Genomic DNA, 15736 nt, shown 5'->3' on the forward strand with positions numbered 1-15736 from the left:
TGTGGAACGATTTTATTGTTTAGCTGCACTAATGCTGATATGATGGTTTTGATAAAAAACGCAGGTATTCATATGAACAGAAAAGGTTTTACACTGGTGGAAATGGCTGTTGTTCTGGTTATTATCGGAATAATTCTAGGCATGGTTGTGAAGGGAAGAGAGCTTGTTCAGGGAGCAAAAACCAAGAGTTTTATAGTTGATGTTAAAAACCTTGAAAATATGCAGTACACATTTTATGACCGTTTCGGAAGGTTTGCCGGAGACTGCGATAATGACGGACTGGTGGATGAGAAGGAACTCGCCCTTGCTCAGACATCTCTGGACGGAACTCCCACCGGCTTATGCACAGCAGGAACGGCACAGGATGATCCTGATGCGGCCTTCAGCGAACTCAAGGCAGTGGATATGCTGTCCGATGAAAGTAATGCGGCACATTCCACAATGAAAGGCGGCTTCGGTTTTGCTTACTTTGCACAGGATGCAGAAGGAAAGAACGTGATTGTTCTGCGCAATGTACCATGCTATGCGGCTGTGAGCCTTGACACTGCCATAGACAAAACCCTTGACGGAACCAAGGGGAAGATAAAAGCGGGGACAGCAGGAAACTCTGTATGGACAGCAGACGGAATGTGCGATGCCAACCTCACGGACGGCACTGTAGGCACTGTGCTTTACTATTACGACAGATAAAAAGAAACCCCTTCTCCGCAGGGAAAAAGGGGTTGAGAAGATTTTATCTTACGGCGTTCATAACTCTTCTGAGCTTCTGAAGCACGCCTGAGAATTCATTCAAGGGTATCATGTTAGGTCCGTCCGATTTTGCTTCGGAGGGGTTTTCATGAACTTCAAAGAAGAAACCCCTCACGCCCACTGCCGCCGCCGCATACGCCATCTGGGGAGCAAGCCTGCCGTCACCGCCGCTTTTCCCGGCGAGTCCGCCCGGTCTCTGCACAGAGTGGGTGGCGTCCATTATCACGGGATACCCGAACTCCGCCATATCTATGAGGTTTCTGTAGTCAACCACAAGGTTGTTGTAGCCGAACATGCTTCCTCTTTCGGTAAGCATTATTCTGCTGTTGCCGGAATCTGCAACCTTCTGCACCGGATGCTCCATATCCACACCGGAAAGGAACTGGGCTTTTTTGATGTTTACTATTTTACCTGTCTTCGCCGCTGCGGTGAGCAGGTCTGTCTGCCTGCAAAGAAAAGCCGGTATCTGCACTATGTCAACCACTTTGCCTGCGGCTTCCGCTTGCGATGCTTCGTGGATGTCTGTTGTAACTGGAACATTGAACCTTGCCTTGGCTTCTGCGAGTATATCAAGCCCTTCCTCAATTCCCGGTCCTCTGAATGAGGAGATGGATGTGCGGTTTGCCTTGTCAAAGGATGCCTTGAAAATGAAGGTGTACCCCTCTTTTTCGGTGATCTCTTTCAGATTTCCGCAGAGGTTCATGATCATTTCCCTGCTTTCGATAACGCAGGGTCCGGCTATTATAAAGGGCTCTGTTTTCAGTTTTGCGTATAATTCTTTCATAGCTTATTTTTTTCCGTATGCTTTTTTATTTTTCGATTGTGCCTTCAAAGACCTCACCGCTTATCACTATGCGGTAGCGGAGCTTATCGGCGGGAACTTCTCTGATCGGTGAAATATGCAGGTCAAACTTTTCCGATGTCTGTTCCAGCAGGAGCTTAACGCCGCCGCTTGTGTCGTTCATCGGTATGCCGTTTTTAATAAATGCTATAACCGGATAAATGTCAAGCGGGTCGGTGTTGCGCTTTCTGGTCACTGTGCCTTCGCCGTATATTTCCATTGATGTAATGGTTTTGCCGGGCATGCGGAATACAGCTTCAAATACTGTGTCCGGTTCGCCGTCAGGGCGCACTGTGTTTTTGTTCCCTGCCATATCTTTGCCGGAGAGGTTTTTGATACGCACGGTAACAGGTGCTATTTTGTCTGCCTCGTCTGCGGGAACATAACGCACTGTTTTCAGCTTCGGCGCATAAGCCGCAGGCTTGACATTATGTCCGGCAAAGGTGTGGCTTCCGGCTGAAACTGTTCCCTGCAAAAGTGGGGCGATCAAAACACCGCTTCTGGCGGAGGAGAAGAGGTAGTCGGTTATGTCCGCTTCAATTTCGTATGTATCCGTTTTCATCACAGCGTCCCCTGCATAGGTCATTGTAGCTGGAACAGGAGTCGTTTTGCCGTTATCATCAGCCGTGATATATCTGAAAAGACGCATAGAGCCTGACTGCTGCTGGGAGACATGGGTAAGAACCAGATTAGCACTTTTTATGAATACTTCATTAAACTCAGGTCTGTCCTTTTTCAGTGAGAAGAGGATTCCCGTTACTGCTTCATCGTTGGCTGATACTGTTAAAGCACCTTTTTCCGTGCGGGTTTTGCCCGCCTGCTTTACAAAGCGGGAAAACTCGGAATTGTCTGCAGTCAGGTATATGTAGTCGGTTATTTCGGAATATGAATTAAGTTTCAGTTTCCATGTTCCGCCGCCGCCTGTCCCTGTCCATGCACCGCTGACAGAACCGGCCGAGAGTGTGCCTTCGTAATTTCTGGAACATTTGAAAGATGAACCGCTCGCACGGCAGTCCAGCGAAAGGGATAATCTGCCGTTTTCAAAAGTTCCCTTAAGGGGGTAGAGCCTCTGCCTGCCTTCTTCACCCATCAGCGCTTTACCGTGGACGGTATCGCCGTAAAACGCAAGCTTCCAGACTGTGTCTGTTTCCTGTTTTCCATCCGAAGTAAGAGTGCTTACGCTGAACACTCCGTCCTCAATGGAGGGGGGCAAGGCTTTTGTCTGTTTCAGTTCTTTGAGGTAAAAGTTTTTAGCTATGCTGACGTTCTTTTTGCCGCCCATCTTCATGGAGTATTTATAGCTTCCGTCCTCTGCGGTTTTTACTGATTTTCCCGCTTCAAGGATCATTACTTCCGCTCCGGCGAGGGGCTTCATGTCTTCTGAAAAAATCTTTCCTGTGACAGTAACTTCTTTGGGTTCTTCTTCTGTGAAACCGAGGATGTCTGTTGAACGCTCAAAGCCCTTTGCCGTGACAGAAAGGCTCACATTCCGCACAAGGAAAAACTCTATGTTTGAGAGGATAAATCTCTGTATGTTTGCATTCATATTCGCTGCTGCATCCATCAGGGCAAAGCCGTCATCCGCATGGATTTCCGCAACGAATATCTTGTTAATGAACACTATTGTGAAGTCGGCATCGTTTATGTAAGAGGACTTGGGAACATAGTAGAATACGCCCCTGTCGCCGAAGCCTATCTCCTGCACTTTTCCCTTGGGAGCTTTTTTCGCAAGCTCTTCGTATTTGTCAAAGGCGGATACGTAGTTGTTGAAAGCATGAACAGACGCCTTAACATCAAAGGTTTTCTTGCGGCGTATGTTCATTATCTGCTGAACATCCGGCGAGTAATAGGAATAGGCGGTGGAATAGGTGAAGCCGTTTGCCGTTTTGGCTTCGGTTATTCCTGTTCCAAGCCAGCGTTCCTCCCCTCCGGTAAGCTTTGCCGGTTTCGGAAAGAACGCCTTTACTGTTTCATCAAGCTTTAGCTTCGCCTCCGCCCCTGAAACCACAGAGAGCAGGAGAACGAAAAGTATTAAAAGTTTCTTCATAATCACCTAGTTAAGATTAAACATCACGGTTTTAAGTTCAGTCATTTCTTCAACTGCGAACTTTGGACCCTCTCTGCCTGTTCCACTGAGCTTCACGCCGCCGTAAGGCATCTGGTCTACCCTGAATGTGGGCATGTCATTCACCATGACACCGCCGACCTCCATATGTTCAATGGCGTAGAAGGCGTTTTTTATATCGTTTGTGAATATACCCGCCTGAAGACCGAACTGGGAGTTATTAACTCTTTCCACAGCTTCCTCAAGGGTTTTGTATTTCATAAGGCAGACAAGCGGGGCAAATGCCTCCTCGCTGACCACTGTCATTGTTTCATCAACATCTTCAAGCACTGTGGGCTCAAGCATTGTCCCTTTTCTTCCGCCGCCCGCAAGAACCTTAGCGCCCTTGCTCACTGCGTCTTTTATCCAGCCTTCAACCCTTGCCGCTTCTGATTCCTGAATCATGGGACCCACAAGAACCTTTTCATCGGACGGATCGCCGAAACCGCTTGCCTTGACGCTTTTCACAAACATGTCACGGAATTCATCATAGCGTTTTTCATGGATGTATATTCTCTGGATGCTTATGCAGACCTGACCGGAGTTGGCAAATCCGCCCACAACGCACTTGGGCACTGCGTAAGCTATGTCTGCGTCCTCATGGATTACCGCTGCGGAGTTTGAACCGAGTTCAAGAGTAACTTTCTTTATTCCGGCTTTGGCTTTTATATCAAGCCCCACAGACGGAGAGCCTGTGAATGTGAGCATGTTTATAAGAGGTGATTCCACCATTGCATTCCCCACAACTGAACCGGAGCCCACAACGAGGTTTATGCCGCATTCCGGAAGTCCCGCCTCAAGCAGTACCTCTGTGAGACGCACAGCGGTGAGCGGTGTGGATGATGCGGGCTTAAGCACGATGGGGCATCCTGCTGCTATGGCAGGTCCTACTTTATGCGCCACAAGGTTCAGCGGGAAGTTAAAGGGAGTGATCGCTCCCACAACACCGATGGGGTAACGTTTATAATAACCGAAGCGGTTAGCACCGGAGGCTGATGCGTCGTAAGGGATAAGCTCTCCGCCGAGACGCCTTGCCTCATCCGCAGCAAAATGGAAGTTTTCTGCGGTTCTCACCGCCTCCCCTCTGGAAAAGATGATGCCTTTGCCCGCTTCTGCGGTGATAATCTGTGCGAAATCTTCTGAATATTTTTCGATGAGTGAGCCGGTTTTGTCGAGGATATCGCCTTTCTGTTTTGCAGTGAGCGATGCCATGACTTTTCTGGAGTCAAAAGCCGCCTGAATAGCTTTTTCTGTAAGTTCTCTGTCTGCCGAGCATACTGTTCCTGCCGGCGTGCCGTCATAAGGTTTTTTTACTTCGAGATATTTCCCTGTGTCAGTCCATTTGCAGTCTATGAACAGTTTCTTGAAACCCATTGTTGCCCTCCTGATTTGAGAAATGCGGAAAACTAAGCGTTTAGGGCAGTGTTTCCGGATTAATCAGGTTACCAAAAAGGGCTTAAATTTGCAATGGGAGTCAGTGAGAGTGAGCAGTCTGCGCCAGAGCCTCGCTTATGGAGGCAACTGCTATCTTCTCGGAGGATGATTTCGCCTTTTTCTTCAGATCTGCCAGTATATTGGCTATTTCATCCGGTGTATGCTCACGTCTGCCTGCGGGCAGCTCTATTATCGCTGCGCTTATGCTGAGAAGAGGGAAAACAGAATCATTCCCCTGTCTGTCCTTGCCTGTGTAATAGCCTTGCTTCACCTCTGCTGGGGAGTAGAAAGATATGACTGAATCGGTGAATTTCTTTATTGTCTTCCTTATTTTTTCCACAGCGAGGGAGCATGCCATTCCGTTGCAGCTTATTCCACCGAAGAAATCGTCTCCGCCGATGTGTCCTATGAATTCGTTTTTTCCGCTGAAATCTTTTTTAAGAATATCAGAGAAAAGTACAATTGCCCTGTCTCCCTGACGGAAGCCGAAACGATCATTAAACGGCTTGAAGTTGTCAAAGTCGAAATATACAAGGAAATACTGGCTGTGTTCATCCCTGAATGCATCATTGAGATAACCGTTTATAAGACTGTTGCCGGAAAGTTTGGTTAATGGGTTCATATCCCTTGCGAAGGCGAGGTTTTTTTCATTCAGCGTGTTAAGGAGTGACTGAGCAGTGAGAAAACCGAAATATTTCAGTCCTCGGGTTATTATCACTCCGTCCGATTCCTTGTTAGCCACAAACAGTTCAAGGATTTTTTCTACAGGAACATTTATCTCCACAATGGGGCAGGAGGTGATAAATTTCCGTATATTCACCGTGAGGGATCTATTGTGGAGAAGCTCCTTTCCGAACGGGTGGTATAGGTATTCCTTCAGGTTGCGTTCGCTGATTATGCCGAGGGGCATATCCGTATCATCAACAATGGGAACCACAGGAACGTTCATGTGGTTGCGGATGTTTTCCAGCACCTTTTCGGCGGATTCACCCACATTCACAGGATTCAGCTTAACAATCTCATTTGAAATCAGGTAGGCATCCTCGCTGAAATCCCTTTTGTCTGTCTGGTCTATCTGCTGAACAGAGCCGTACACGGGTGAGATATCTTTGACATCCACGGAAGGACGCTGGATGAAGTAACCCTGAATCAGGTCAAAACCCAGCTCTTTGCAGGTGAGGAACTCTTTCTTGGTTTCAACACCTTCCGCTACAATAGTTATACCGAAGAAATGGGCAAGACCTGTCAGGTTGCTGCAATATTTTTTCTTTTTGATGTCTTCATCTATCCCCTGAATGAGGAATTTATCAATTTTGAGGAAGTTCGGCTCAGAGTAATAGAAAAGCTCAAAGTTGGCGAAGCCCGCTCCGAAATCGTCTATGGCTATGCGGCATCCGTACTGTTTAACATTCTCAAAGATGTTTTTGGAATTTTTGATGAAGCTGTGCTTGTGGCGTTCGGATATCTCAAAGCAGAAGGCGTCCGGCTCAAGATCGTTTGCGATTAAAAGAGCCTTGGTGCGCCCCTTCTCAAAATCGGGCATGTTTACTATGCGGATGTCGTAGTTATAGAAAAGCTTCATTTTACGGAAGCCCTCAATGGAACGGAATTTTTTCATAGCCATACGGCGCAGTTCCAGATCCACTTCAAACAGCAGGTTTTCTCTGAATGCAGTGTCGAAAAAGTCGGCTATGGAGTCGAAACCGCATTTTTCCCAGCCTCTAAGGAGCGCTTCCACTGCAAAAGTTACGCCGGAAAAGGGGTTTACGATGGGCTGAAAAGCATGTTCGACTTTTGATAAATTTTCTTTCCAGTGTTCAGGGAGCATTTGCACACCTTTTCATATAATATTCACGGCAAACATCCGCATAAATCATTATTATATTTCGATATGTAAAAAGGGTGACAAATGTTTGTTAATGATTTGTCAGATCAGAGAGGTGCTATTTTTCGATTCCTTCTCTGGCTTCGACTCCACAGGAATAATAATGCTTGATCTCTTTCATTTCGGTGATGAGATCGGCAAGCTCCATAACGGAAGCAGGAGCGTTTCTGCCTGTGAGTACAAGCTCCGATGTTTTGGGGCGGGCTTTTATCATTTCGGTTACTTCAGTCTCCTCCAGCAGCCCGAGAGACAGGGCAACGTTTATTTCATCAAGGATAACAATATCGTATTTACCGGAGAAAATAGCTTCCCGTGCTTTTTTGAGCCCTTCTTCAGCGAGGCGTATCTCTTCAGTGCAGGGGATGCCGCAGATAAAGCGGTCATTGCCGTAAGCTTCCATCACGATATTTTTTTCAAGGGAGTGAACGGAAATATTTTCTGAGTATTTGCCGCTTTTAAGAAACTGCCCGATATACACCTTCAGCCCTGCTCCCGCACCACGCAAAGCCAGACCGAGAGCGGCTGTGGTTTTGCCTTTTCCTTTGCCCGTATAGATCTGCACAAATCCCCGATTCAGCGTCATAATAAAAATCTCCGTGCGCTTTCATAATAAGATAATTAAATAAAGCGTATGTTCAAGGCTTAAGATGCTTTTTAACTCTGGCTGCATAATCTGCGCAGATGCCGTTTATGGGGCATTCACTGCACTTAGGTGAACGTGCCGTGCAGATGTCACGCCCGAAGAGTATTACCTGATGAGACCATTCCGCGCTGCGCTCAGGAGGAACAATTTTTATAAGATCCTGCTCAATCTTTTCGGGGTCGGTGTTTTTGGTGAGCCCCAGACGGAAAGATATCCTCTTAACGTGTGTGTCTACCACTACAGCGGGGCTGCCGAAGCAGTTGCCGAGGATTACATTCGCTGTTTTACGTCCCACACCGGGCAGCTTGATCAGTTTTTCCATCGTGTCCGGTACTTCGCCGTTGTGTTCGCTTATGAGTTTCTGCGCCATGCCTATGAGGCTCTTGGCTTTATTGCGGAAGAACCCTGTTGGCTTGATCACCCCGCACAGTTCTTCCATATCTGCATTTGCAAGTGCTTCCGGTGTCGGGTATTTTTTAAACAAAGTCTCTGTGACGATATTTACCCGTGCGTCTGTGCATTGAGCGCTAAGTATGGTTGCGGTTATGAGCTGAAAGGGGTTTTCGTGCCGCAGTGAACACTCTGCATCTGCGTATCTGCTGTCCAGAAACTCTATGAATTTTAATACTTTTGCTTTTTTATCCATTCCCCGAACCCGTAAGCGTTTTCATCAACCTTTTTTATTATAGCTTCATCTGTTGAAATATGAAGTGTATCTTTTAGTGTACAGTCGTATATTCTGCTTTTTTCACAGGATATTAGCCTGCCGTTGGTAAAAAGCCGGAGACATTCGGCAGTATTTTCGGTGTCCGTATTTTCATCAAAGATGCAGATGTTTGCGTATTTGCGGAAGAAAAAATTGTCTGTAACTTTTTTTATGTCTGTTCCGCTTTTCAGGGAGACAAATATCATTTTTCCGAATACGCCGAAGGACGGAAAGCCAAAGGAGATTAGTCCGGGGAGTTCTTTCTTGATTGAGTTTGTCATGAGCCTGAAAGCGGTGTCAGCCAGAATGGCATTCTCGGAAAAAGGCGCTCCTGCAGCAGTGTTCAGACAGAAGGCATCCTTTGCATGATAAGCTTTTCCAAGGGTAAACACCGGGTAAGGTTCGCATTTGGAGTATCCGCCCGTATAGTTGCCGCATGGACCTTCAGAAGCAGTTTCAGTAAGAGATATTCTGCCGTGGAGTAAAATTTCAGAGTATGCAGGAACAAACAGTCCGCCTATCTGCGCTGTTTTCAGCGGCTGTCCTGTGAGAGCAGCGGATATTTCAAATTCATCAGCCCTGACAGGCATTACGGAAGAAAAAATAACCGACGGCGGTGCGCCGAGGCATATTGCAGCTTCTATATCCGTGTCTCCACGCTCTTTTGCCTGCCGCATATGTTCCGCCGCTCCGCTTTCGGGGTAGCAGTGGATTACTGCACGCCTGCTGTCCAGTATCTGCATGCGGTACATTCCGCAGTTCTGCTCTTTTCCTTTTGTGATAACACATGGCAGGGTGAGGGCGAAGCCGCCGTCATGCTTCCATGTTCTTATGGCAGGCAGGGATGTGAGGTCTGAAAACTCTTTATAAAAAAAAGGGGGGTTATTAACTGTTTCAGGCTTTAAGCTGGCGGGAAGTTTTTCATCAAGCAGACAGTCCGGAGCATCATGCACCGACTTCAGGCCTATGGATTCCAGAGCCGCTTCTTTTGTGCAGAATGCGTTCATTACGAGTGTGAAGTCAGCATCTACAGGCTTATCAAAGGCGAGGGCGGTTATCCCTGCGGCACGTCTGGCTATTTCCGCCGCCTCCAGATCACAGGACACCGGCTCGGAAGACGCTTCAAGCCTTCCGGTGCATGCAAGAAGGCGCAGGAAGGCTTTCAGTGAATCCCGTTCCATAAAGTGTCCGCCTATTTGCGGCAGATTGTGGCGTCACAGATTCCGAAGGTGAAGGGGTTGAACTCCGCCTTGGTGAAACCGGCGTCGAGGATCATCTTGCGGTAAACGTCTCTTTTAGGGAATTTGTAAACAGAGTCGGGCAGGTATTCGTAAGCTTTTCTGTTGCCGGAGATTATCCCTCCGATGAAAGGAAGTATCCGGGTGAAATACAGCCTGTAGACCCAAGCGAAAAACGGGTTCTGGGGCTGGCTGAATTCGAGAATACAGGCGCATCCGCCGTCCTTGAGGACACGGTGCATCTCTTTTAACCCCTGCGCTTTGTCAGTTACATTGCGGAAGCCGAAGGCTATCATTATACGGTCGAAGGATTTATCCTGAAACGGCAGGCAGTGCGCATCACTTACACTGAATATGCCTTCGGGCATTTTCTGCTTGCCGATTTTCATCATATTGTGGCTGAAATCACCGCCTATTATGGTGACGTCTTTGCCTGTTTTCGTCAGCTCTATCATCATATCCGCTGTACCGCAGGCGAGATCAAGCACAGTCTGCCCGTCACGCACGTCCATGAGCTTTATGGCTTTTTTACGCCATGCAACATCGGTGCGGAAGCTTAATGCACGGTTGAGAAAGTCGTATTTAGGGGCTATGTCATCGAACATCTGCTGAATGTCTTTTGATTTTTTTTCCAAGATTAAGTCCTTGCTCAAAGTTTATCTGAAACGGACGAACATGCAGGTAAAGTCATCCTTCTGGGAGTCCTTGTCCGTCACAAGTTCGTTATATAGGTTATTAACAATATCTTTGCAATTATCTTTTATCAGTTTTTCCACTTCCGGCACAAGCTTTTCATGGGGAATGTACTCTATCACCCCGTCTGTGTAGATAAATAAGGATGATTCCTTTGGTATGCTGACAGAAATATGCTTGTATTCATCCTCCATTATGCCCAGAGGAAGAAAGCCGGACGAAAGCTCATCTTTCTCCTCACCATTAAAAAGCACGGCAGGCTCATGCCCGCAGGAGATGTATTCAAGGGTCTTCGTTTCCGGATCATACAGTGCGAAAAACGCTGTGATGAAGCGGTCTCCGAAGCTTTTGCCTATAAGAAACCTGTTCAGGGACTGCACAAGCTTTTCTAGTATGTTATCCTGCCCCTCAAATGCCGAGCAGAGTGAGACGTAAACACTCAGTACCACTGTGAATACCGCAGCGGAATATCCTTTTCCGCATACATCAGCCACACAGAGGAAGGTTTTTCCGTCAACATCGCTTATGTAAAAGAAATCGCCCCCTGCCGTTCTTGCAGGATAGCTTATCCCCTGAATCTCAATATCGCCGTAAACCCGCACATCACGCTGAACAAACTTGTTAAGAATGTCTCCGGTGGTGCGCATTTCCATCTCTTCCATCTTGAGGCGGGTTGTTGTTTCATGATTCAGGGCGTTTTCCACAGCAATGGAAACTATGGAGGAAACAATATCTGAAAATTCTTTATCGGGAACAATATCAAACTGGATATTGAACAGCAGGATGATTATGTCCTGCGCCGGCTCAAAAACCACAAACAGGTTTTTTACGTTGTATTCTCCGGCGTCTATGCCGTACTCGATGAATTCCGTCCTTCGGTTTTCCATCACATAGTCATACAGCGGCATATTGTCTATTTTAATAAACTGCCGGACAGATGCTTCCTCAAGTCCGATAGCATTGAAATTTTCCTTATGGATGGCACATGCCGCCTCTGCGGAGAACACCTCCATGAAAAAGTTAAGGGAAACAGCCAGAACCTCTTCCAGCTCTATTGCCTTGAAGATCATGCTGCCTTTTTTCACAAAATCTATCTTTTTCTGATAATTGACGTATGTGTCCATACTGTTGTCACGGGCTTTCAGTTCGTCCAGCCTGCTTCCCAGATATTGTGAATACGGCTCAAGCATTGTGAGTGCGTCTCTCCCTGCTTCTTCGTGGAAAGTGATGCACGCCATTACATTTCCTCTGCTGGCGAGAAAGAAGGAGGAGTCTATGACGATTGTTTCATCAAAAAAATCCACGGTTTTGCTGTTTTCAGATACAGAGCCGCCTTCAAAACCCAGGTCAAATATGTCAAAAGTGGCGGCAGTGCGGGAGTGTCTCCCTGAGACTGGCTCGCAGAGGTTGCCGTCGCACTTCCATATGGTAAACGCTCCGGATTCCTCCGACTCGAGGAAATTGTACAGTCTTGTGAAGAATTCCCCCGAACTCTGGGAGAAAAAAGTGTCAAAAAGCTGTTTATTGAGTATCAGCATTCATTTCATCCGATTTTGTGTCGAGTATTTCTGCAACGGCGTTGTTAACTTCGTTATAACTCTTACCGAAGTCCTGAGCTATTTCGCCTATTATCGCCTGCCTGTCGCTTCTTTGTTTTTCTATCTTATTTGCATAATAGACTATTTTTGAGTATGTATCTTCCGCTTTCTCATGATGGTTCATGACTGCCGTGGCTATTCCGTCCGCAACTGACCATTTTTTCAGAATTGTTCCGCCGACTGTGGAGTGGTCAATACCAAGCTGCGCAAGCTCATCTTCTGTGGTGTCCACCTCTTTTACGAGGAAATCCACAAGGATAGACTTGCCTATGTCGTGCATGAGTCCTGCGAGGTAGAGCGCATCTGCGTCCTCTCCCACCATCTCCGCCATAGATTCAGACAGCATGGCAACTGCCACAGAATGTTCCCATATTCGCTGTCCTGTGGATTTATAAAGGTTGAAATGTTTGTTGTAGTAGCCTTCGGTGGATACTGCGAGGGCAAGGTTCTTAACTGTGTTGATTCCGAGAAGAACTGTTGCACGGTCGATACTGCTTATCTCCTGCCTTAGCCCGTAAAACGGTGAATTAACCAGCTTTATGATCTTGGATGAGATCCCCTGATCCTTTTTTATCTTAACAATGAAGTCTTTAATTTGCGAATTGTCGCTTCTGGAAAGCCTTAAAAGTTCTTTTGCCAGTGCAGGGAGTGCGGGAATGCTTTCTGCCTTTGCCAGTACCTTTGCCTTAAGGGTGTCATACTCGCCGCTGGTTTTGCCTTTGTTTGAGGAGGCGAGTGCAACTGACAGTTTTTTTACAATATCGTCCTGCTTAAGAGGAGGAGTGAAAATACCCGATATGTAATACTGGCGTATTGATTCCACTACCCGTCTGTCTTTAGTGGTGATGAAGAAAAAAGCGGGGATGCTGAACTTCTTCGGCAGACGGAAGAGGGTTTCAAGGCTGTCTATCTCGATTATGACAAGATCCTCATCCCCTTCGGGAACAAACTGATACTCATCTTTCAGCATGAGGATAAACTGTCTTAAATTGTCCTTTGAGCCTCTGTAGGCGATTTTTTTCAAGGCTTGCGCCTCCTAGTTTTTAAGGTTGCTGTTTATTTTATCTATTAATTCCTTAGGGCTGAAAGGCTTGGTAAGGTAATACTCCGCTCCTGCGGCGTTGCCTTTTTCAATATCGTCCGCTTCAGCCATGGCAGTAAGCAGTATTATGGGGATGCCCGCAAGTTCAGGGTCAGCTTTAATAGCCTCACAGGCTTCCAGCCCGTCCATCTCCGGCATCATAATATCAAGAACAATGACATCAGGTTTATGCTCTTTCGCCAATGTCATAGCCTGTTTGCCGTTTCCCGCCTCCAGAACGGCAAATCCCGCTTTTTTCAGATGAAGAGCAACCACCTTCCGCAGCCGCAGCTCATCGTCTGCAATCAAGATTTTCATAGTCAAACCTCATGGATATGGAATTTGAGTCATATTTTAATAATATACCGACTTTTGCAAACATTTCGGAGAAAATTTGTATAATTTCCGGAAGACCGGTAAATCCGTTGCTGCATTTAATCGTTAGCAGGGGGAATGCCCCTGTTATTTCGAGTTTGCCCGATGAGGTTTTGACTGCTTCGTAAAGTATTATAAGAAATATGCTTTTCAGCAGGTATGCGTTATTTTTCACCTTGAATTTTTCATCTATATCAAGCTCAAGATCCGTCTCCGGAGTTTCGCTGAGAACACATGTTTTTTCAAGCAGATGTTCCGTGAGCTTGCCTATTTCTATTTCATCGTCACGTTTTTCTATTTCTCCGGCAACAATGTACCTGAAGGTAGCGCTCATTCCTCTGTCAAAAAGATCCAGCAGAAAGCCTGACTGCGCCACAAGTTCCATCATTTCTCCGGTGTCATCGTCGAAGCCGTCTTTAACCGCCTCCATCATTGCTACTATGGTTGAGGTGGATGTGCGTATATTATGTGAGAAATATTTATAAACCAAAAGCAGGTCAGTATTGCATTCTCTGTGGCTTTCACTCATTCCCGGACTCCTTACGTTAAAAAGAGAGATAATAAGATTATAAAGTATTCATCCGTATTTTCAATGAATTTACGGGGTTGCAGGTGAAGATGCTTTGCTTTAATATGCGTAAGTAAATGATGATACTAATCAGGAGGGCTTGATGGAAACTCTTTTTACTAAAATTATAAAAGGCGAAATTCCCAGTGCGAAGGTGTACGAGGATGATGACTTTCTGGCGATACTGGACATACGTCCTGTTAATTTCGGGCATACCCTGCTTATCCCCAAAAAATATTTTGTAAATGTTTTTGATGCGCCCCTTGATGTTGCTGCTAAGATTTATCCTGTTCTCACAAAGATAGCCAACGGGATGAAAAAATCTCTCAACTGTGACGGTGTGAATATTTATCAGAACAACGGGGCAGCCGCCGGGCAGGAAGTTTTCCATGCACACCTGCACATTGTTCCCAGATATGAAGGGGATGAGGTGCGCTTTGCAGCAAAGCATGTGAGCTATGAAACACCTGAAGCCATGCAGGAGTTCGCTGCCAAAATAGCCAAAGAGATTTAAGTAAAATTTTTTGCCATTTTTGTTAGTTAACGTACGTTTTCCTGTTGTAAGTAACGCACACGTTAGTTAATATTCTTTAAGTAAAATAAAGTGCATTTTTTTTTAGTTAGGTGCTTTTTTGGATAAAAATAAGAGAATCGGCAGGTACATTAAGAGTTCAGTTGTGGGCGGGGAATACTATACGGCGTATTTGCCTAAACCCCTTCCCCCTGAACCACCTATAAACATGCAGCAAATATATCCATTGCTTGACAAGGCTTCTGTTGCTGTGGGCAGGCTTGATGGTCTTAGTGTTGTTTTGCCGGACACGGAGCTTTTTCTGTATATGTATGTGAGGAAAGAAGCCCTGCTGTCTTCTCAGATTGAAGGCACACAGTCCTCCTTCTCAGATCTGCTTATTTATGAAAATAACGGAACTCCGGGAGTTCCTATTGATGATGTGGCGGAGGTGTCAAGCTACGTTGCATCTATGAACTATGGTTTGGAACGCTTAAACGATTTGCCGCTCTCTCTTCGTCTTATCAGAGAGATACATGAAATTCTTATGAGAAATTCAAGAGGGAGTACAAAACAACCGGGTGAGTTCCGTACAACCCAGAACTGGATAGGTGGGAGCAGACCGGGGAATGCAGTATTTGTTCCTCCTCCACCTGAATATTTAATGGAATGTCTGGATAATCTTGAAAAATTTATACATGATGGAAACATTGCCATGCCTACCTTGATAAAGGCAGCTTTAATACATGTTCAGTTTGAAACTATACACCCTTTTCTTGATGGAAACGGTCGTTTGGGAAGGCTGTTGATTACTTTTCTTTTATGTGCTGCCGGATTGTTGAAAAAACCTCTGCTTTATTTAAGTTTATTCTTTAAAAATCGTAGAGATGAGTATTACAGCCATTTACAGAATGTGCGTGAAAAAGGAGAATGGGAAGAGTGGATAAAGTTTTTTCTGGAAGGGGTTGTCCTGACTTCTGAACAGGCTACAGAAACAGCTCGAAGAATTATTGCCCTTTTTGACTCAGATCGAAAAAAAATTGAAACATCTGATAAATCAAGTACATCTGTTTTGGTTATCCACAAGTATATGCAGAGTCATCCGGTTGTCAGCACTACTAAGCTGAAAGATGCCTGTGATTTGACACTGCCTACCGTGTTAAGAAGTTTGGGTATCCTGGAATCTATGGGTATTGTGAAAGAGATTACAGGGAGAGAGCGTCACCGGATCTATATTTACAAAGATTATATAAGTATACTTAATGAAGGTACTGAACCTTTAAAAAACTAAATAAAAATAAGAGAGAGT

At 45.9% G+C, this 15736-nt stretch carries 15 protein-coding genes; 3 read left to right on the top strand and 12 right to left on the bottom strand.

Annotated elements, in window-relative coordinates; all coding sequences use genetic code 11:
* Positions 1-72 precede the first annotated feature (72 nt).
* Positions 73-690, top strand: a complete 618-nt coding sequence (locus tag ACYRYY_RS09365) for a type II secretion system protein (RefSeq protein ID WP_460215332.1) — start codon at positions 73-75, stop codon at positions 688-690.
* A gap of 43 nt (positions 691-733) precedes the next feature.
* Here ACYRYY_RS09365 and kdsA read toward each other — a convergent pair whose 3' ends face one another.
* The 12 genes from kdsA to ACYRYY_RS09425 form a co-directional block, all read right to left on the bottom strand.
* Complete coding sequence (gene kdsA / locus ACYRYY_RS09370) at positions 734-1534, bottom strand: 3-deoxy-8-phosphooctulonate synthase (protein ID WP_460215333.1); 801 nt, start codon at positions 1532-1534, stop codon at positions 734-736.
* 25 nt (positions 1535-1559) lie between these two features.
* The gene (locus tag ACYRYY_RS09375) at positions 1560-3638 is read right to left on the bottom strand and encodes a hypothetical protein (protein WP_460215334.1); all 2079 of its coding nucleotides are present in this window, start codon (positions 3636-3638) and stop codon (positions 1560-1562) included.
* Positions 3639-3644: 6 nt separating this feature from the next.
* Complete coding sequence (locus ACYRYY_RS09380; protein WP_460215335.1) at positions 3645-5069, bottom strand: aldehyde dehydrogenase family protein; 1425 nt, start codon at positions 5067-5069, stop codon at positions 3645-3647.
* Between the two features lie 100 nt (positions 5070-5169).
* Positions 5170-6957: an EAL domain-containing protein gene (locus tag ACYRYY_RS09385; protein ID WP_460215336.1), complete on the bottom strand. Its 1788-nt coding sequence runs from the start codon at positions 6955-6957 to the stop codon at positions 5170-5172.
* Positions 6958-7072: 115 nt separating this feature from the next.
* On the bottom strand, positions 7073-7597 hold the full coding sequence (locus tag ACYRYY_RS09390; RefSeq protein WP_460215337.1) for a cob(I)yrinic acid a,c-diamide adenosyltransferase: 525 nt from the start codon (positions 7595-7597) through the stop codon (positions 7073-7075).
* A 52-nt stretch (positions 7598-7649) separates the two neighbouring features.
* Positions 7650-8303, bottom strand: a complete 654-nt coding sequence (gene nth, locus ACYRYY_RS09395) for an endonuclease III (RefSeq protein WP_460215338.1) — start codon at positions 8301-8303, stop codon at positions 7650-7652.
* Positions 8279-9544 (bottom strand): UbiD family decarboxylase domain-containing protein, encoded by a 1266-nt coding sequence (locus ACYRYY_RS09400; RefSeq protein WP_460215339.1) that lies wholly within the window; start codon positions 9542-9544, stop codon positions 8279-8281. Before ACYRYY_RS09400 ends, nth begins: the two co-directional genes overlap by 25 nt.
* 11 nt (positions 9545-9555) lie before the next feature.
* Positions 9556-10236 (bottom strand): bifunctional demethylmenaquinone methyltransferase/2-methoxy-6-polyprenyl-1,4-benzoquinol methylase UbiE, encoded by a 681-nt coding sequence (gene ubiE, locus ACYRYY_RS09405; protein ID WP_460215340.1) that lies wholly within the window; start codon positions 10234-10236, stop codon positions 9556-9558.
* A gap of 21 nt (positions 10237-10257) precedes the next feature.
* A complete protein-coding gene (locus ACYRYY_RS09410; protein WP_460215341.1) occupies positions 10258-11832 on the bottom strand; it encodes a SpoIIE family protein phosphatase in 1575 nt (524 codons plus the stop codon).
* On the bottom strand, positions 11816-12916 hold the full coding sequence (locus ACYRYY_RS09415) for an HDOD domain-containing protein (protein ID WP_460215342.1): 1101 nt from the start codon (positions 12914-12916) through the stop codon (positions 11816-11818). The genes ACYRYY_RS09410 and ACYRYY_RS09415 overlap by 17 nt, the downstream gene beginning before the upstream one ends.
* A 12-nt stretch (positions 12917-12928) precedes the next feature.
* Entirely contained in the window at positions 12929-13291 is a 363-nt protein-coding gene (locus ACYRYY_RS09420; RefSeq protein ID WP_460215343.1) for a response regulator transcription factor, read from the bottom strand.
* Positions 13266-13877 carry an ATP-binding protein gene (locus tag ACYRYY_RS09425; protein WP_460215344.1) on the bottom strand — a complete coding sequence of 204 codons (612 nt, stop codon included), beginning with the start codon at positions 13875-13877 and terminating at the stop codon, positions 13266-13268. The genes ACYRYY_RS09420 and ACYRYY_RS09425 overlap by 26 nt, the downstream gene beginning before the upstream one ends.
* A 142-nt stretch (positions 13878-14019) precedes the next feature.
* Between ACYRYY_RS09425 and ACYRYY_RS09430 the strand changes: the two genes are divergently transcribed.
* A complete protein-coding gene (locus tag ACYRYY_RS09430; protein WP_460215345.1) occupies positions 14020-14430 on the top strand; it encodes an HIT family protein in 411 nt (136 codons plus the stop codon).
* A 118-nt stretch (positions 14431-14548) separates the two neighbouring features.
* A complete protein-coding gene (locus tag ACYRYY_RS09435; RefSeq protein WP_460215346.1) occupies positions 14549-15718 on the top strand; it encodes a Fic family protein in 1170 nt (389 codons plus the stop codon).
* Positions 15719-15736: the final 18 nt, after the last annotated feature.

The organism is Geovibrio sp. ADMFC3 (genome assembly GCF_054687035.1).

Coding starts and splice junctions, on each gene's coding strand:
- ACYRYY_RS09430 (WP_460215345.1), top strand. CDS start 14,020: ATGGAAACTCTTTTTACTAAAATTATAAAAGGCGAAATTCCCAGTGCG.
- kdsA (WP_460215333.1), bottom strand. CDS start 1,534: ATGAAAGAATTATACGCAAAACTGAAAACAGAGCCCTTTATAATAGCC.
- nth (WP_460215338.1), bottom strand. CDS start 8,303: ATGGATAAAAAAGCAAAAGTATTAAAATTCATAGAGTTTCTGGACAGC.
- ACYRYY_RS09400 (WP_460215339.1), bottom strand. CDS start 9,544: ATGGAACGGGATTCACTGAAAGCCTTCCTGCGCCTTCTTGCATGCACC.
- ACYRYY_RS09365 (WP_460215332.1), top strand. CDS start 73: ATGAACAGAAAAGGTTTTACACTGGTGGAAATGGCTGTTGTTCTGGTT.
- ACYRYY_RS09385 (WP_460215336.1), bottom strand. CDS start 6,957: ATGCTCCCTGAACACTGGAAAGAAAATTTATCAAAAGTCGAACATGCT.
- ACYRYY_RS09410 (WP_460215341.1), bottom strand. CDS start 11,832: ATGCTGATACTCAATAAACAGCTTTTTGACACTTTTTTCTCCCAGAGT.
- ACYRYY_RS09420 (WP_460215343.1), bottom strand. CDS start 13,291: ATGAAAATCTTGATTGCAGACGATGAGCTGCGGCTGCGGAAGGTGGTT.
- ACYRYY_RS09380 (WP_460215335.1), bottom strand. CDS start 5,069: ATGGGTTTCAAGAAACTGTTCATAGACTGCAAATGGACTGACACAGGG.
- ACYRYY_RS09390 (WP_460215337.1), bottom strand. CDS start 7,597: ATGACGCTGAATCGGGGATTTGTGCAGATCTATACGGGCAAAGGAAAA.
- ACYRYY_RS09425 (WP_460215344.1), bottom strand. CDS start 13,877: ATGAGTGAAAGCCACAGAGAATGCAATACTGACCTGCTTTTGGTTTAT.
- ACYRYY_RS09375 (WP_460215334.1), bottom strand. CDS start 3,638: ATGAAGAAACTTTTAATACTTTTCGTTCTCCTGCTCTCTGTGGTTTCA.